We start from the raw sequence: 16,520 nt of genomic DNA, 5'->3' as shown, positions 1-16,520 counted from the left end.
GCCGCGCGCACCTGCAGCCCTCCACCCACGGAGGGCAGAGAGAGTTCCCCATGAAAAAAGTATTCATCAAGACCTTCGGCTGCCAGATGAACGAGTACGACTCGGACAAGATGGCCGACGTGCTCAACGCAGCCCAGGGCTACGAGCCCACGCAGAACGTGGACGAGGCCGACCTCATCCTGTTCAACACCTGCTCGGTGCGCGAGAAGGCGCAGGAGAAGGTGTTCTCCGACCTCGGCCGCGTGAAGCACCTGAAGGCCAAGGGCGTGAAGATCGGCGTGGGCGGCTGCGTGGCGAGCCAGGAGGGCGAGGCCATCATCGCGCGCGCTCCCTACGTCGACATCGTGTTCGGACCGCAGACGCTGCACCGCCTGCCCGAGATGCTGAACGACCGCGAGCGCCTGAACCGCCCGCAGGTGGACATCAGCTTTCCCGAGATCGAGAAGTTCGACCACCTTCCGCCCGCGCGCGTCGAGGGTGCGACGGCCTTCGTATCGATCATGGAAGGCTGCTCCAAGTACTGCAGCTACTGCGTGGTGCCCTACACCCGCGGCGAGGAAGTGAACCGCCCGCTCGACGACGTGCTGGTCGAGATCGCCGGCCTGGCCGACCAGGGCGTGCGCGAGATCACGCTGCTGGGCCAGAACGTGAATGCCTACCGCGGCAAGATGGGCGATACCGCCGAAATTGCCGACTTCGCGCTGCTGATCGAATACGTCGCGGAGATCCCCGGCATCGAGCGCATCCGCTACACCACGAGCCACCCGAACGAGTTCACGCCGCGGCTGATCGAGGCCTACGCGAAGGTGCCGCAGCTCGTGAGCCACCTGCACCTGCCGGTACAGCACGGCAGCGACCGCATCCTGATGGCAATGAAGCGCGGCTACACCGCCATGGAATACAAGAGCACGGTGCGCAAGCTGCGCACCATCCGCCCCGAGCTCGCATTGAGCAGCGACTTCATCGTCGGCTTCCCCGGCGAGAGCGACGACGACTTCAACAAGATGATGAAGCTGATCGACGACTGCCAGTTCGACGCCAGCTTCAGCTTCATCTTCAGCCCGCGTCCCGGCACGCCCGCCGCCGCGCTGCATGACGACACGCCGCACGAGGTGAAGCTCGCGCGCCTGCACACGCTGCAGGCCGTGATCGACACCAACGTGAAGCGCTTCGGCCAGGCGCTGGTCGGCACCACGCAGCGCGTGCTGGTGGAAGGCGCCTCGCGCAAGGATGCGAACGAGCTCATGGGCCGCACCGCCTGCAACCGCGTCGTCAACTTCGAGGGCGATGCAAGGCTCGTTGGCCAGATGACCGATCTGCGCATCACCCGCTCGCTGGCCTACACGCTGCGCGGCGAGGTGGTCACGAGCGAATCGTTGATGCCGGCGCTCGCCCACTGATGGCGAAGCGACCTTCCATACGGGGCTCGTTCCAGCAGCTCCTGCTGTTTGCCTTCTTGCTGATCACCGCGCTGCTGGTTGGCGTGGCGCTGCGCTCGGTGCTGCAGTACGACGTACTGATGACGCAAAGCCGCGACGCGGCCGCGCGTGCACTGCGCCTGTCGGGCGCGTCCCAGTCGCTGGCCGAACGCAGCGCGGCCATGGAGCGCGCGGGGCGCCAGTCGCTGGTGCTCAACGACGCGGTGCTGCGCCGCCGCTTCGACGATGCGGCGCGCGAGGCGCACCAGGTGCTGGAGCGGCTGGAAAAGAACGGCCTCGCACCCGCCGGCATCGAGATGTGGCGCACCCAGCTCGGCGTGATCGAGGGCCTGATGAGCGGCAACGCCGACAGCGCCCTCGCCCGCGAAAGCACGATGGCCATGCAGTTCCGCGAGCTCGACGCGCTCAACACCAACCTCGCGCAGCAGGCGCAGTTTTTGATCGAAACGCAGAACGACGCGCTGGCCAAGCGCATCGAGAACGCGCGCCGCCGGCTGATGCGCGAAGTGGTGGCCGCCAGCGTGCTGGCCGTGTCGCTGGCGCTGGCCTTCGGCATCTGGCTGGCGCGGCCGTTCAAGCGGCTGGAGCACGCCATCGTCGGCCTCGGCCAGAACCGGCTCGACGAGCCCATCGACATCCGCGGCCCGGCCGACGTGCGGCGCGTGTCGCAGCAGCTCGAATGGCTGCGGCTGCGCCTGACCGAGCTCGACGCCGACAAGGCGCGCTTCCTGCGCCACGTATCGCACGAGCTGAAGACGCCGCTGGCCGCGCTGCGCGAGGGCGTCTCGCTGCTCGAAGACGGCGTGACCGGGCCGCTGAACCCGGCGCAGCTCGAAGTCGCGCAGATCCTGCAGCAGAACACCGTGGCGCTGCAGGGCCAGATCGAGGCGCTGCTGCGCTTCAACGCCGCCGCCTTCGAGGCGCGCGAATTGCGCCGCGAACGCACCGAGCTGCTGCCGCTGATCGAGGAACAGATCGAGGCGCAGCGCCTGCAGTGGCAGTCGCACGGACTGCGCGTGCGCGCCGAGGGCGAGCCGATCGCAATGACGGTCGACCGCACCAAGCTCGGCACCGCAATCGCCAATCTGTTGAGCAACGCCATTCGCTTTTCGGTAACGGGCGGTGTCATCACCCTGGCGGTGTCGGGGACGCCCGAGGCGGTGCACATCGACGTGAACGACGCCGGGCCCGGCATTGCCGAGGGCGACCGCGACCGGATCTTCGAACCCTTCTTCCGCGGCGAACGCCAGCCCGAGCACACGGTGAAAGGCACGGGCATCGGACTTTCCATCGTGCAGGAGTACATTGCAGCCCACGGGGGCCGCATCACTCTGCAGCCCGGCGGTCCCGGTGCTCGCTTTCGCATCGAACTGCCGCGCACGGCCTGACCACCCCGGCTTCCCCTCTCCAACACTGCCTGACCGCCTCGCGTCCTTTCTTCGACCCATGTCTTTTTCGTTCGTCCGCCGTTCCTCCTTCGCCGGGGCGATGACCGTGCCTTTCGTCCTGCTGCTGGCCGCCTGCGCCACGCAGCCCAAGCCGCCCGCGGAGGCCGACGCGCTGCCGCCGCCCCCGGTCGTGCCGCGCGTGATGCCGGTCGAGGCCGAGCCCAAGGCCCCGGCCACGCAGCCGGCCTCGTCGCTCTTCACATTGATGACGCAGGGGCCGCAGGCGGCCATGCTGTCGTATGCCGACAGGGTGCGCCCGCTGAACGGCGCCGACCTGAACACGGAAATCGCGCGCATCGGCGACCCCGGCGATGCGCCCACGGCGCAGATGCAACTGGCGCTGCTGCTCTCGCAAACCCGCGTGCCAGCCGACCTGGCGCGCGCGCTGGGCCTGCTGCAACGCGTGATCGCCAACCCCGCGCCCGAGGCGCAGGCCCTGCATCCGCTGGCACGCGCCCTGGCCGCGCGCTATGTAGAGCAGCGCCGCGTGGAAGACGACCGTGACAGGCAGGTGCAGCAGCTACGCGACAGCCAGCGCCGCATAGACCAGCTGAACGACCGCATCGAAGCCCTGCGCGCCATCGAGCGCAGCTTTGCGCGGCCCAACACCACCCCGGCCGCAGCCACCCCTGCGGCGCCGCCTACCGGAAGCAAACCGAACCAATGAGCACCTCTGGCGCCCGTCTTCTCGTGGTCGACGACGACCCGGACATGCTGCGGCTGCTCTCGATGCGGCTGAGCTCGGCGGGCTACCAGGTCACGGCCGTCACCTCTGCAGAGACGGCGCTCACGCAGCTGGAAATCGAGCATCCGCAACTCGTGCTGAGCGACGTGCGCCTGCCCGGGCGCGACGGCCTCCAGCTGTTCGACGAGATCCGCAAGCGCCACCCTTCGCTGCCGGTGATTCTGCTCACCGCGCACGGCACCATTCCCGACGCGGTCGAGGCTACGGCGCGGGGCGTGTTCACCTACCTCACCAAGCCCTACGACGGCCGCGAGTTGCTCGACAAGATCGCGCAGGCGCTGGCGCTCGGCGCCCCCGCCACCACGCCGAGCAAGGCCGGCGACGACAGCTGGCGCGCCGAGATCGTGAGCCGCAGCAACCGCATGGCCGAGTTGCTGGCCGAAGCGCGCATGGTCGCCAAGTCAGATGCTTCCGTGCTGCTGCGCGGCGACTCCGGCGCCGGCAAGGAGCTGCTGGCGCGCGCCATCCACAAGGCCAGCGCGCGCGCCGACAAGCCCTTCGTGGCCGTGAACTGCGGCGCCATTCCGGAAGCGCTGCTCGAATCGGAACTGTTCGGCCACATGAAGGGCGCCTTCACCGACGCCCACGCGAATCACAAGGGCCTGTTCCAGCAGGCCGACGGCGGCACGCTGCTGCTCGACGAAATCGGGGACATGCCGCCTGCCCTGCAGGTCAAACTGCTGCGCGTGCTGCAGGAGCGCGCGGTGCGGCCGCTGGGCGCGAGCCAGTCGATCGAGGTCGACGTGCGCATCGTCTCGGCCACCCACCGCGACCTCGACGCCGCGATGGAAGCCGGCCAGTTCCGCGAAGACCTGTATTACCGCCTGAACGTGGTGACGCTCACGCTGCCGCCGCTGTCGGCACGGCGCGAAGACATCCCGCTGCTGGCCAATCACTTCCTGCAGCGCCTGTCGACCAAGTACGGCAAGCGGCTGTCCGGCTTTGCACCCGAGGCGCTGAAGGCGCTGACCACGGCCGCCTGGCCGGGCAATGTGCGCCAGCTGTTCAACGTGGTCGAGCAGGTCTGTGCGCTGTCGAGCTCGCCGCTGATTCCGCTGGCGCTGGTGCAGCGGGCGCTGCGTGTGCCGACGGTCGAAGTCCAGACCTACGCCGAAGCCAAGCAGCGTTTCGAGCGCGATTACCTCGTCGGCCTGCTGAAACTGACGGACGGCAACGTGGCCGACGCGGCCCGCCTGGCCGACCGCAACCGCACGGAGTTCTACCGGCTTTTGCAGAAGCACGAACTCACGCCGGGCCACTTCAAGGCCGACGCTGTCGCTCCGGGCGGGGACCCTGTCGCCGAGTAGCGACGCACCTAAGTCGTTGATTTATATGGCCTATCCCCACCAGCCCAGAAGGTTTGTCGGGATTCGGCGACAAAAACAGGGGTTTTGGGGCCTTCCAGCAGCCTCTCCCCGCGAAAAACACCGTCAGATCGCTCCAAGTCATTGATCTGAAAGCGTTTTTCCAGCCTGGCACAGGGTTTGCCCCTGTACAGGCATGACAGCACTCACCAGCCCATCTTTCGCACTGCGTCAGCAGCGCGACGGCCTGCGTCAAAAGCAGTTTTCCCCCTCGCGGCCCCGTGCCGCGGGTCATTCGCTGGCCGCGCTCGCAAGCGCTGGCGGCGCTGAGCCGGATTGCGTGATCAAGCGCTTTCCTGCCATTGGCGACACCCCTTCCCTCGACAAGCAACGTTGGTAAACCACATGAAGCCGAACGACTTCTCCCAACTGAATGTGCTGGCCGATACCGATTTTTCGCACCGCAGCCCGGTTCGCGAAGAACGCCATCCCAACTCGGTCACCGCCCCCCCCGTCAACCGCGGTTCCATGGCACCCCGCCCCTGGCGCGGTTTCTGGAACAGCCTCGGCACCGCCGCGCTGGTCAAGCTCGGCGCGGGCCGTGACGCCGAAGCCGGCGTCCACGACGCCCGGCAGGCCAAGCAACCCTGGCAGCGCGCCGCCGCACAGCGCCGCTTCGCTTTCATGATGCTCACGCTGCTGAGCACCGTGATCGCGTCGTCGCTGTTCGCCAGCGTGCAACCCGACTACGACAACCTCTGGCTCGAATACGGCCAGATCGGTCTCTACGGCCTGCTTTCGGGCTGGGTCGTGACCGGCTTCGTGACCGCGCTCATGGGCTTCTACGTTTCCGTGCGCGGTGACAAGCACGCCCTCTCGGCGAAACAGGTGGTCAACCACCCGATGAATCCCGAGGCACGCACCGCGATCATCATGCCGATCTGCAACGAGGACGTGGCCACGGTGTTCGCCGGCCTGCGCGCCACCTGCGAATCGGTCGCGGCCACCGGCCACGCCAAGCAGTTCGACGTGTTCGTGCTGTCCGACAGCTACAACCCCGAGACCGCCGCCGCCGAGCGCGCCGCCTGGGAAGACCTGCGCGCCGCCCTGGCCGAGAGCCCGAACCAGCCGCAGGTCGAGGTGTACTACCGCCTGCGCACCCGCCGCACGCACCGCAAGGCCGGCAATGTGGCCGACTTCTGCCGCCGCTGGGGCAAGGACTACCGCTACATGGTCGTGCTCGACGCCGACTCGGTGATGAGCGGCGACTGCCTGACCTCGATGGTCAAGCTGATGGAAGCCAACCCCACCGCCGGCATCATCCAGACCGCGACGCAGGCCATCGGCCACGTCACGCTGCACGCCCGCGCACAGCAATTCGCTTCCCGCGTGACGGGCCGCCTGTTCACGCTGGGCATGCAGTTCTGGCAACTGGGCGAATCGCACTACTGGGGCCACAACGCCATCATCCGCGTCGAACCCTTCATGAAGCATTGCGCGCTGGCCCCGATCAAGGGCACTGGCGGCATGTCGGGCGGCATCATGTCGCATGACTTCGTCGAAGCTGCGCTGATGCGCCGTGCCGGCTACAACGTGTGGCTGGTGTCCGACCTGGTCGGCAGCTACGAACAGCAACCGCCGGACCTGCTGGCCGAACTGCAGCGTGACCGCCGCTGGTGCCAGGGCAACCTGCAGAACGCCCGCCTGATGGCCGAGCCCGGCATCCACCCGGTGCACCGCGCGATGTTCGTGACCGGCACCATGGCTTATGTCTCGGCTCCGCTGTGGCTCGCGTTCCTGACGCTGGGCACCGCCCTTTGGCTGAGCGGCTCGAGCCTCGTGTCGAGCTGGAGCGTGCTGCCCGCCGAACTGGCCGGCCTGTGGGTCTGGACCCTGTGCCTGCTGTTCCTGCCGCGCGTGCTGGGCATCGCTGCCGTGCTGATGCGCGGTGAGCAACGCCAGTACGGCGGTGCGTGGGGCCTGGTGAAGAGCTCGGTGATGGAAAGCGGCCTTGCCATCGTGCAAGCCCCGGTCCGCATGCTGGCCCATTCGCTGTTCGTGCTGGTCGCCCTCACCGGCATCAAGCTCGACTGGAAGTCGCCCCCGCGTGAAGCCGCTGCCGTGCCGTGGAAGGTCGCTGCCTCGCAGCTGGCCCCCATGACGCTGGTGATCGCCATGCTGGCCGTCGGCGTCGCGATGATCGACCCGAGCGCACTGATCTGGCTCATGCCCGTTGGCCTGCCGCTGCTGCTGGCGATCCCGCTGACCGTGCTGACCAGCCAGATCGCGCTGGGCACCACGCTGCGTGACCGCGGCTACCTGCTGATTCCCGAGGAATCGCGCTCGCCGGCCGTGCTGCGCCGCGCATGGATGCATGCAGTGCGCCTGGCGCGCCCCGCACTGGCAACCGTCTGATGCGCTGAAGACACAGCACCTCGAAAAGCCGGCCTCAGGGTCGGCTTTTTTCATGCTGCGTGGCTAGAATCGCGCCTTCCTTTTTTCAACCCACGGATCCCTCGATCCCCTGGAGCGCCAAGTGCCCCGATTCGCCGTCATCACTCTCTGACGCCGACAACGCCACTTCATTGCTGGTCAAGTCGGGCGCCTGGCTGCGCTTTCCGCTGACCGCACTCTTTTCCAGCTTCGCTCCCGCACGTTGTCGGTTCTTCCTGATTTCCATCTGGAGAACAACGTGTTCCCTCTCTCTTCTTCTCTTTCATCGATTCCGCTGCTCAAGTACCCGCGTACTGCGCATCTGGAAGGCTCGCGCCTGCAGGCCGGCGACAGCGACGACGGCCAGACGCCGCTGTCGGCGCTGCATGGCCAGCACGTGGTCATCGAGGAAAAACTCGATGGCGCCAATGCGGCCGTGTCGTTCACTTCGGCGGGCGAACTGCTGCTGCAATCGCGCGGCCACTACCTCGCAGGTGGCGCCGGCGAGCGGCAGTTCAACCTGTTCAAGCACTGGGCCGCCGCCCATGAAGCAGCGCTGCTGGAGCGCCTCGAAGACCGCTACGTGATGTACGGCGAATGGTGCTTTGCCAAGCACAGCTGCTGGTACGACCGGCTGCCGGCCTTCTTCCTGGAGTTCGACATCTACGACCGGCAGGCGCAGCGCTTTCTCTCGACACCGGCGCGGCATGCGTTGCTCGCGGGCAGCCCCGTGCTGCCGGTGCCCGTGCTCTACGAAGGCGAGATGCCGCGCCATGCCAAAGCACTGCGAGCGCTCGTGCGGCCTTCGCTGGCGCGCAGCACGGACTGGAAGACGGCCTTCGAGGACGCGGTGGCGAACGAAGGCCAGCCGCTCGATCTCGTGCGCCAGCAGACCGACCTGTCCGATCTGGCCGAGGGCCTGTACCTCAAGACCGAATCGGATGGGCAGGTGACGGGCCGCTACAAGTGGGTGCGCCCGGACTTCGTCCAGACCATCCTCGACTCGGGCTCGCACCACAGCCGCCGGCCGGTGCTGCCCAACCGGCTCGCGCCCGGCGTAGATCTCTACGCACCGACGCCGCCGGTCACCTGGCAAGACCTGGGGCTGCGCACCTTGCGCGACCCCGCCGAACTCGCAACCCAAGGGAGGCCGCGATGACATACGACGATCTGCGCGCCCTGGTGCCCGCGCCCGACAAAGGCACCGACTGGGCGCAATGCTGCGACCTGCTGCCGGCCTTGCTGCGCCTCGAAGAGACGCCGCAAGACCCGTACTACCACGCCGAAGGCAACGTCGGCATCCACACGCGCATGGTGCTCGACGCGCTGATGCAGGACGCGCACTACCAGCGCGCCGATGCCGACGGCCGCTTCGTGCTGTTCATGGCCTGCCTGCTGCACGACATCGCCAAGCCCGACACCACGGTGATCGACGAAGCCAGCGGCCGCATCGGCCAGCCCGGCCACTCGCGCCGCGGCGCGGTCGACGTGCGGGTGCTGATGTGGAAGGCCCGCGTGCCTTTCGCGCTGCGCGAGGCCGTATGCCGGATCATCGCCGTGCACCAGGTGCCGTTCCACGCCTTCGCCTCGCGCAAGGGCGTGCGGCCGGAGTGGCTGGTGCACAAGCTCTCCTGGGAGCTGAGCCTGCCCGACCTGTGTTGCGTGGCGCGCTGCGACATGCTCGGCCGCCACTACGAGAAGCGCGCGGACAGCATGGCCGACATCGCGCTCTTCGAAGAGCTGGCGCAGGAAGAAGGCTGCTGGGAAGGCCCTCGCCAGATGGTCGACGCCCACACGCGCCTGGCCTACTTCCGCGGAGCCGACACCAGCCCCGACTACCCGCTGTTCCAGACGCCGGGCTCACGGGTAACGGTGATGTGCGGCCTGCCGGCCAGCGGCAAGAACCACTGGGCGGCACAGCACCGCAAGGGCTGGCCGGTTGTGTCCTTCGACGATGCGCGCGCCGAACTGGGCCTGAAGCACGGCGAGAACGACGGGCTCGCGGCACATCACGCGGTCGATCAGGCGAAGGCGTTGCTGCGCAAGCAGGAGCGCTTCGTCTGGAACGCCACGCACCTGAGTCAGCAGATGCGCACCAAGACGCTCGACCTGCTATGGGCCTACCACGCGCAGATCGAACTGGTGTACCTGGAAGCGCCGCACGCAGAGCTGATGCGCCGCAACCGCGAGCGCGACACGACGCTGTCGAACGCGGGCATCGAGCGGATGCTGCACCGCTGGGAGTTGCCTGCGCCAACCGAGGCGCACGAAACGGTCTACGAAGTGCAGACCTGAAGACAGAAGGCCCGCCAGTGCGGACCGACGGGCCTTCTTATATATATGGAGGGGCGAAGCGTTCGCCTAGAACGGCAGCTTGGGACCGCCGGGCCCACCCATTCCGCCCATGCCCTTCATGCCGCCCATCTTCTTCATCATCTTCATGAGGCCGGCGCCCTTCATCTTCTTCATCATCCCCTGCATCTGCTCGAACTCGTTGAGCAGGCGGTTCACTTCCTGAACCTGCACGCCGGCACCGGCCGCGATGCGGCGCTTGCGCGTGGCCTTCAGCAGTTCGGGCTTGCGGCGCTCCAGCGGCGTCATGCTGTTGATGATGCCTTCCTTGCGGCGGATGTCGCGCTCGGCGCGGGTCATGTCGGCTTCGGTTGCCTTGGCGGCCATCTGCGCGGGCAGCTTGTCCATCAGGCTGGAGAGACCGCCCATCTGCTTCATCTGCTGCAGCTGGCCGAGGAAGTCGTTGAGGTCGAAGCCCGCGCCGCTCTTGACCTTGGCGGCGAGCTTCTGGGCTGCCGCCACGTCGACGCCGGCCGTGACCTGCTCGACCAGCGCGACGATGTCGCCCATGCCCAGGATGCGGCCCGCATGGCGCTCGGCGTCGAACACCTCCAGGCCGTCGATCTTCTCGCTGGTGCCCGCGAACTTGATCGGCACGCCCGTGACCTGGCGCACCGACAGCGCCGCACCGCCGCGCGAATCGCCGTCAGTCTTGGTCAGGATGATGCCGGTGAGAGGCAGCGCCTCCTTGAAGGCCTTGGCGGTGTTGATCGCGTCCTGGCCCTGCATGGCATCGACCACGAACAGGGTTTCGACCGGGTCGAGCGCCGCATGCAGCTGCTTGATTTCGGTCATCAGCACTTCGTCGATGGCAAGGCGGCCGGCCGTGTCGACCAGCAGCACGTCGAAGTAATGGCGCTTGGCGTGGTCGAGCGCGGCGCGTGCGATGTCGAGCGGCTTCTGGTCGGGCGTGCTCGGGAACCACTCGGCGCCGGCCTGCTTGGTAACGGTCTTGAGCTGCTCGATGGCGGCCGGGCGATACACGTCGCCCGACACCGTGAGCACCTTCTTCTTGCGCTTCTCGATCAGGTGCTTGGCGAGCTTGGCGGTGGTGGTGGTCTTGCCGGCACCTTGCAGGCCGGCCATCAGGATCACCGCCGGCGGCTGGGCCGCGAGGTTGATGTCGGACACGCCCTCGCCCATGGTTGCGGCGAGTTCCCGATTGACGATGCCGACCAGCGCCTGGCCCGGCTTGAGCGAGCCCAGCACTTCCTGGCCGAGCGACTTCTCTTTCACGCGGGCGACGAAGTCGCGCACCACGGGCAGCGCCACGTCGGCCTCCAGCAGCGCCATGCGCACTTCGCGCAGCATGTCCTGCACGTTGCTTTCGGTGATGCGGGCCTGGCCGCTCATCGTCTTGACGAGGCGGGAGAACTTTTCTGTGAGGGCGGTGGCCATGAAGAGGAAGCCTTGCTGCCCGCTGGGGCGGGACAAATGGAAAATCGCAGGAAACGAAAAATCTGAAGCCAGTATCGCCGCCCCGCCCTGGTGGAACACCGCGGAACCGGCTTCGCCGGGCCGCTGGTGTTGCCCCCGGTGAGGGGGTTGGCGAAGCGACACGAAGTGCGCGAAGCCTGGGGGAGGTCTTAATTCAGCCGGTACACTCCGGCCGATGATTTTAGCGATCCCCTCCCCGCTCGGCGTGGCGCTGGGCATCGCCACTGCGGTTGCCTACGGTTTCGTTGCCGGTGCCGGTGCCAAACTGAGCCGTCAATCGACCCAGTGGGCCCTCGGAATTGCGTGGATTCTGCATGCCGCCGTGCTGGCCCACGGCCTCATCGGCAGCGAGCCGCGCTTCGGTTTCGCACCCGCCCTGTCGGTCACCGCGTGGCTGGTGCTCACCGTCTACGCGGTCGAAAGCCGCATGTATCCCCAATTGAAGGTGCGGCGCGCGCTCGCCTGGCTGGGCGCGGCCGCGGTGCTGCTGGCCATCCTGTTTCCCGGCACGCCGCTGCACGTCACGGCTTCGCCGTGGCTGCCGCTGCATCTGGCGCTGGGCATCGCCTCGTACGGCCTGTTCGGCGCCGCTGTCGTGCACGCCTGGCTGATCACCCGTGCCGAAAAGCAGATCCGCCTGGCCACCGCCGAGCCGCAGGGCGGCGTGCCGCTGCTCACGCTCGAACGGCTCACCTTCCGATTCGTCACCGCCGGCTTCGTGCTGCTGTCGGCCACGCTGCTGGCCGGCCTGCTGTTCAGCGAGCAGCTGTACGGTGCCGCCGGCCGCGTCTGGAAGTGGGACCACAAGACCATCTTCTCCATGCTCGCCTGGATCACCTTCGCGATCCTTTTGATCGGCCGGGCCCGCTTCGGCTGGCGCGGCCGCACTGCGCGCCGCGTGCTGTACGCCGGCTCGGCCCTGTTGCTGCTGGCCTACGTGGGTTCACGCTTCGTGCTCGAAGTGGTGCTTGCGCGTCCTCCCGTCTGAAATGAAATACCTCCTCGTCCTCGCGGTGCTCTGGGTCGCGATCTGGCTCTGGCGCAAGAACCGCCGCGAAGAAATGCGCGATGCCATGCGCGAGCGCGCGGCCAAGGCGCAGCAGCGCCCCGCCGCACCAGCCGGCCCGCCGCAGGCCATGGTGCGCTGCGCCCATTGCGGCCTGCACCTGCCGGCGACCGATGCCATCGCCGGCCCCGGCGGCGCGGTCTATTGCAGCACCGCGCACCGCGAAGCCGCAACGCCCCAATGAGCGCCCCCCTCTGGTCGCGCGGCGAGCCGGTCACCGACTGGGACGTGCTCGACCAGGGCACGGGCGAAAGCTCGGCGCTGATCCGGCTCTGGCGTGGCTTCATGGCCGCGCGCTGCTTCATCGCACTGGTGCTGATGCTGCTGCAGGGCGTGGCCTTTGTCATCGGGCAGACGATGCAGCCGGTGGCCATCACCATCTCGGCGCTCTACCTCGCCGCGACCTGGCTGGGCATGCGCTACACGCGCGTGCAGCCGCCGATCCGCGGTTTTGCCGCGCTCTGGCTGCTGACCATCGGCATCGATCTGGCCGCCTTCACCGCCTTGCAGGTGCTGCAGGGCGGCAACGTCAACTACACGCCGCTGTTCGCGCTGCCGGTGCTCATGAGCGCGGTGCTGGGCACCATGATCGTGAGCCTGGGCACCACCGCCACGGTCACGCTGCTGCTGCTGGCCGACGCGGGCTGGCACTGGCTGCAGCAGCCGGGCGATTCTTCGCCGCGCTTCGTGCAGGCGGCGCTCACCGGCACGGGTCTCTTCGTGGTGGCGCTGCTCGCGCACGAAATGGCCCGCCGGCTGGCGCGCGAGGAAGCCGTGGCGCAGCGCAGCCGCAGCAGTGCGCAGATGCAGGCGCAGGTCAACGACCTGGTGATCGAGACGCTGAGCGAAGGCGTGCTGGTGATCGACGCCGAAGGCCTGGTACATGCGGCCAACCCGGCCGCCGACGCAATCCTCGGCCAGGGCCTCGCAAAGCTGACGCTGCCGTTCCCGCTGCATGCCCAGCCTGCCTGGCATGCGCTGGCCGCGCTGGCGCGCCAGACCTTCGCGCGGCGGGCGCCGCAGACGGAAGAAATCCCGGTGGCGCAGGTGCGCGGCGCGGCGCGCGAGGTGCGCGTGCGCACGCGGCTCACGCCCACCAGCGAGAAGCGCATCGACAGCCTGTGCGTGATGTTCCTGCAGGACCTGCGCGAGCTCGAAGCCCGCATCCGCACCGAGAAGCTGGCCGCAATGGGCCGCATGTCGGCGGCCGTGGCGCATGAAATCCGCAACCCGCTGGCCGCCATCACCCAGGCCAGCGCGCTGCTCAACGAAGACCTGACCGACCCCGCGCACCGCAAGCTCACAAGCATGGTGCAGCACAACGCGCAGCGGCTCGCGCGCATCGTGGACGACGTGCTCGACGTCTCGCGTGCCCGCCAGCAACGCGTGCTGTCGCTCGGCGAGCAGGTCGTGCTCGACCCCGCGGTGCAGGTGCTGGCCGAGGAATGGGTGCGCCAGACCCAGCGCAAGGGCGTGCTGGTGTCGCTCGATGCGCCCAGCAGCGAGGTGCGCTTCGACGCCGAGCACCTGCGCCGCCTGATCGTGAACCTGCTGGACAACGCCTCGCGCTACGCCGGCAAGCGCGAAGACTCGATCCAGGTGCTGACCGCGCTGCAGCGCAGCGGCACCAACCGCCCCAGCCTGATGGTATGGAGCGACGGCGCGCCGCTGGAGCCGGCGGTGCAGCGGCACCTGTTCGAGCCCTTCTTCTCTTCCGAAAGCCGCTCCAGCGGGCTCGGCCTGTTCCTGTGCCGCGAGCTGTGCCGGCGGCATGGCGCCACCATCGGCTACGAGCGGCGCGCGCTGGTGCCGGGCGGGCCCGAGGGCAACGAATTCTTCGTCAGCTTCGCCCCCAGCGAAAACCGGCTGACACAATAGCGCCGTGAGCACTCCCCCCCCTTCCACCCAGCGACCGGCGCAGATCCTGGTCATCGACGACGAACCCGACCTGCGCACGCTCTATGAATTGACGCTGCTGCGCGAGGGCTATCGCGTCGAGGCCGCGGGCAGCGTGTCAGAAGCCTGGCAGCACCTGGAGGCCGGCCGCTTCGACGCCGTGATCACCGACATGCGACTGCCCGACGGACAGGGCATGGAGATCATCCACCGCATCCAGAAGGCCCAGCGCAGCGAGCGCTGCGTGGTGATGACGGCATACGGTTCGGCCGAGAACGCGGTGGAAGCGCTGAAGGCCGGCGCCTTCGACTACCTCACGAAGCCGGTCGACCTGAAGCAGTTCCGCGCCGTCGTGGCTTCCGCCGTGCAGGCGCGGCTGGCGCCGCAGCCGGTGGCCAAGCCCGTGCAGGCGGTACCCGCGAGCAACAACAGCGCCGACGCAACGGTGGTCACCTCCGGCACCGGCATTGCCGCGCTCGACCGTCTCGTGGGCGAATCGGAGCCCATGCGCCTCGTCAAGTCGCGCATCGCCAAGGTGGCGCGCGGCATGGCGCCGGTGCTGGTGCGCGGTGAATCGGGCACCGGCAAGGAACTGGTTGCGCGCGCCGTGCATGCCTGCAGCCAGCGCAGCGAAGGCCCATTCGTCGCGGTGAACTGCGGCGCGATTCCCGAGAACCTGCTCGAGGCCGAATTCTTCGGCGCGCGCAAGGGCTCGTACACCGGCTCCTCGCAAGACCGTGACGGCTACTTCCAGGCCGCGCGCGGCGGCACGCTGTTTCTCGACGAGATCGGCGACCTGCCGCTGGCCATGCAGTCGAAGCTGCTGCGCGCGATCCAGGAGCGCAGCGTGCGCTCGATCGGCTCGACGCAGGAAGAAGCTGTCGACGTGCGCATCGTCAGCGCCACGCATAAAGACCTGCACGCCGAAGTGCAGGCCGGCCGCTTCCGTCAGGATCTTTTCTACCGCCTCAACGTGATCGAGATCGCGGTGCCCGCGCTGCGCGACCGCCGTGAGGACCTGCCCGCGCTGTGCGCCGCGCTGCTCTCGCGCATCGCACAGGACGGCGGCCTGCCCGTGCCGCATCTGTCGAACGAACTGCTGCGCCGCCTCGCGCAGCATCCGCTGAACGGCAACGTGCGCGAGCTCGAAAACCTGTTGCACCGCGCAGTGGCGCTGAACGACGGCGACGAACTTCATCTCGACCTGATGGGCGGCTTCACCGCTGCGGCCGAAGCCGCGGCGTCCGCGCCAGCACCGCTGTCGCCCGTCACCGACGCGCCTGTCGCGCTGGCTCCGCTTCCGAGCGTGCCGGTGGCGCCCCCCAAGGTCGCGCCGCCGCCGCTGCCCTCCGACCTGCAGGCCTATCTCGATCAGCAGGAGCGCGAGATCCTCGTGCGTGCGCTGCACGAGAGCGGCTTCAACCGCACCGCGGCCGCCGCGCGGCTCGGCATGAGCCTGCGCCAGATCCGCTACCGCATCGCGCGGCTGGGCATCACCACGCCCAACGGCGACGATGGCGCGAGCAGCCATGTCGACGACTGAAGCCAACGACAGCGGGCTCTGGCAAGCCGGCTGGTACCGCTTCGCGAAGGCGCTGCGCTCGCCGAACTTCGGACCCCGCCCCGCGGGCGTGCAGACCGACCTCATCGTGCTGCATTCAATCAGCCTGCCGCCCGGCGAATATGGCGGCGACGCGGTGCAGCAGCTGTTCACCAACCAGCTCGACTGGGACGCGCACCCCTACTTCCAGTCGATCCGCGACCTCGAGGTGTCCTCGCATTTCTTCGTGCGCCGCAACGGCGAACTCTGGCAGTTCGTGAGTTGCGACGATCGTGCCTGGCATGCCGGCGTGTCGTCGTGGCGCGGTCGCGGCAACTGCAACGACGACTCCGTCGGCATCGAGCTCGAAGGCCTCGAAGGCCAGCCCTTCGAAGAGCCGCAATACGAGACGCTCGCGAGCCTGTGCGCCGCGATCGCGCAGCACTACGCGATCGCGCACATCGCCGGCCACGAGCACATCGCGCCGGGCCGCAAACAGGATCCGGGCTCGGGCTTCGACTGGCGCCTGCTGCGCGAACAGCTCGGCTGGAATCCACAGATGTTTCCGCCGCAGGTGGTGCAGCGCTAATTTTTTCAATCGTGCGGCACCTCGTGATGCGTCGCTCTTGCAGCGCAGCAATGCGAAAATAGCAACCGCGCGATTCAGCAACCATGCGGCCTGCAGGCCCAAATCGGCTTGCAAGCCAAGCCCCATGCGGGTTGAGAGACCATAGGCCAGTATTCAAGCGGCATCGCTGGCCGTGTCCTATGGCGGAAGTAATACCGGCAATCCTTGTATCCATAGGAAAACGCTACATCTAGTGGGTTGTACACCCCCCGCACCCTAGATATAGTGTCCC

The 16,520-nt window shown here is 67.9% G+C and carries 14 protein-coding genes; 13 read left to right on the top strand and 1 reads right to left on the bottom strand.

All coding sequences use genetic code 11. From position 1 onward, the window contains the following. Positions 1-50: 50 nt before the first annotated feature. The 8 genes from miaB to ACN9MV_RS05335 all read left to right on the top strand — a co-directional run bounded on the left by miaB (position 51) and on the right by ACN9MV_RS05335 (position 9,664). The gene (miaB, locus tag ACN9MV_RS05370; RefSeq protein WP_426391521.1) at positions 51-1,400 is read left to right on the top strand and encodes a tRNA (N6-isopentenyl adenosine(37)-C2)-methylthiotransferase MiaB; all 1,350 of its coding nucleotides are present in this window, start codon (positions 51-53) and stop codon (positions 1,398-1,400) included. Continuing rightward, positions 1,400-2,827 (top strand): sensor histidine kinase, encoded by a 1,428-nt coding sequence (locus ACN9MV_RS05365; RefSeq protein ID WP_093056176.1) that lies wholly within the window; start codon positions 1,400-1,402, stop codon positions 2,825-2,827. The genes miaB and ACN9MV_RS05365 overlap by 1 nt, the downstream gene beginning before the upstream one ends. A 58-nt stretch (positions 2,828-2,885) precedes the next feature. After that, positions 2,886-3,554 (top strand): hypothetical protein, encoded by a 669-nt coding sequence (locus ACN9MV_RS05360; protein ID WP_093056178.1) that lies wholly within the window; start codon positions 2,886-2,888, stop codon positions 3,552-3,554. After that, positions 3,551-4,939, top strand: coding sequence for a sigma 54-interacting transcriptional regulator (locus ACN9MV_RS05355; protein ID WP_093056180.1), 1,389 nt, complete (start codon positions 3,551-3,553; stop codon positions 4,937-4,939). The genes ACN9MV_RS05360 and ACN9MV_RS05355 overlap by 4 nt, the downstream gene beginning before the upstream one ends. 193 nt (positions 4,940-5,132) lie before the next feature. Next, entirely contained in the window at positions 5,133-5,336 is a 204-nt protein-coding gene (locus tag ACN9MV_RS05350; RefSeq protein ID WP_093056182.1) for a hypothetical protein, read from the top strand. Positions 5,337-5,341: 5 nt separating this feature from the next. Further along, entirely contained in the window at positions 5,342-7,351 is a 2,010-nt protein-coding gene (gene mdoH, locus ACN9MV_RS05345) for a glucans biosynthesis glucosyltransferase MdoH (protein WP_093172999.1), read from the top strand. Positions 7,352-7,628: 277 nt separating this feature from the next. After that, complete coding sequence (locus ACN9MV_RS05340; protein ID WP_426391520.1) at positions 7,629-8,528, top strand: RNA ligase family protein; 900 nt, start codon at positions 7,629-7,631, stop codon at positions 8,526-8,528. Beyond that, the gene (locus ACN9MV_RS05335; RefSeq protein WP_426391519.1) at positions 8,525-9,664 is read left to right on the top strand and encodes an AAA family ATPase; all 1,140 of its coding nucleotides are present in this window, start codon (positions 8,525-8,527) and stop codon (positions 9,662-9,664) included. The genes ACN9MV_RS05340 and ACN9MV_RS05335 overlap by 4 nt, the downstream gene beginning before the upstream one ends. A gap of 66 nt (positions 9,665-9,730) precedes the next feature. Here ACN9MV_RS05335 and ffh read toward each other — a convergent pair whose 3' ends face one another. Beyond that, entirely contained in the window at positions 9,731-11,119 is a 1,389-nt protein-coding gene (gene ffh / locus ACN9MV_RS05330; protein WP_093056193.1) for a signal recognition particle protein, read from the bottom strand. Between the two features lie 214 nt (positions 11,120-11,333). Here ffh and ACN9MV_RS05325 point away from each other — a divergent pair, with 214 nt between their 5' ends. Genes ACN9MV_RS05325 through ampD form a run of 5 tightly spaced genes read left to right on the top strand, consistent with a single transcriptional unit; the run spans position 11,334 to position 16,249 of the window. Beyond that, positions 11,334-12,146, top strand: a complete 813-nt coding sequence (locus ACN9MV_RS05325; protein WP_354338871.1) for a cytochrome C assembly family protein — start codon at positions 11,334-11,336, stop codon at positions 12,144-12,146. 1 nt (position 12,147) lies between these two features. Then, positions 12,148-12,408, top strand: coding sequence for a PP0621 family protein (locus ACN9MV_RS05320; RefSeq protein ID WP_093056197.1), 261 nt, complete (start codon positions 12,148-12,150; stop codon positions 12,406-12,408). After that, complete coding sequence (locus tag ACN9MV_RS05315; protein WP_093078639.1) at positions 12,405-14,102, top strand: two-component system sensor histidine kinase NtrB; 1,698 nt, start codon at positions 12,405-12,407, stop codon at positions 14,100-14,102. The genes ACN9MV_RS05320 and ACN9MV_RS05315 overlap by 4 nt, the downstream gene beginning before the upstream one ends. Before the next feature lie 4 nt (positions 14,103-14,106). Further along, positions 14,107-15,663, top strand: a complete 1,557-nt coding sequence (locus ACN9MV_RS05310) for a sigma-54-dependent transcriptional regulator (RefSeq protein ID WP_093056201.1) — start codon at positions 14,107-14,109, stop codon at positions 15,661-15,663. Then, a complete protein-coding gene (ampD, locus tag ACN9MV_RS05305; RefSeq protein ID WP_426391518.1) occupies positions 15,650-16,249 on the top strand; it encodes a 1,6-anhydro-N-acetylmuramyl-L-alanine amidase AmpD in 600 nt (199 codons plus the stop codon). The genes ACN9MV_RS05310 and ampD overlap by 14 nt, the downstream gene beginning before the upstream one ends. Positions 16,250-16,520: the final 271 nt, after the last annotated feature.

The sequence above is a fragment of the Variovorax sp. R-27 genome (assembly GCF_049913215.1).
GTDB lineage: Bacteria > Pseudomonadota > Gammaproteobacteria > Burkholderiales > Burkholderiaceae_C > Variovorax.
Note: the sequence above shows the minus strand (reverse complement) of the source record. Positions and strands in the feature narration are given on the sequence as shown.

Excerpts from the sequence above, each read along its gene's own strand:
- ACN9MV_RS05355 (WP_093056180.1), top strand. The coding sequence starts at position 3,551 with ATGAGCACCTCTGGCGCCCGTCTTCTCGTGGTCGACGACGACCCGGAC.
- ACN9MV_RS05325 (WP_354338871.1), top strand. The coding sequence starts at position 11,334 with ATGATTTTAGCGATCCCCTCCCCGCTCGGCGTGGCGCTGGGCATCGCC.
- ACN9MV_RS05320 (WP_093056197.1), top strand. The coding sequence starts at position 12,148 with ATGAAATACCTCCTCGTCCTCGCGGTGCTCTGGGTCGCGATCTGGCTC.
- ACN9MV_RS05335 (WP_426391519.1), top strand. The coding sequence starts at position 8,525 with ATGACATACGACGATCTGCGCGCCCTGGTGCCCGCGCCCGACAAAGGC.
- ACN9MV_RS05365 (WP_093056176.1), top strand. The coding sequence starts at position 1,400 with ATGGCGAAGCGACCTTCCATACGGGGCTCGTTCCAGCAGCTCCTGCTG.
- ACN9MV_RS05350 (WP_093056182.1), top strand. The coding sequence starts at position 5,133 with ATGACAGCACTCACCAGCCCATCTTTCGCACTGCGTCAGCAGCGCGAC.
- miaB (WP_426391521.1), top strand. The coding sequence starts at position 51 with ATGAAAAAAGTATTCATCAAGACCTTCGGCTGCCAGATGAACGAGTAC.
- ffh (WP_093056193.1), bottom strand. The coding sequence starts at position 11,119 with ATGGCCACCGCCCTCACAGAAAAGTTCTCCCGCCTCGTCAAGACGATG.
- ampD (WP_426391518.1), top strand. The coding sequence starts at position 15,650 with ATGTCGACGACTGAAGCCAACGACAGCGGGCTCTGGCAAGCCGGCTGG.
- ACN9MV_RS05360 (WP_093056178.1), top strand. The coding sequence starts at position 2,886 with ATGTCTTTTTCGTTCGTCCGCCGTTCCTCCTTCGCCGGGGCGATGACC.
- ACN9MV_RS05315 (WP_093078639.1), top strand. The coding sequence starts at position 12,405 with ATGAGCGCCCCCCTCTGGTCGCGCGGCGAGCCGGTCACCGACTGGGAC.
- mdoH (WP_093172999.1), top strand. The coding sequence starts at position 5,342 with ATGAAGCCGAACGACTTCTCCCAACTGAATGTGCTGGCCGATACCGAT.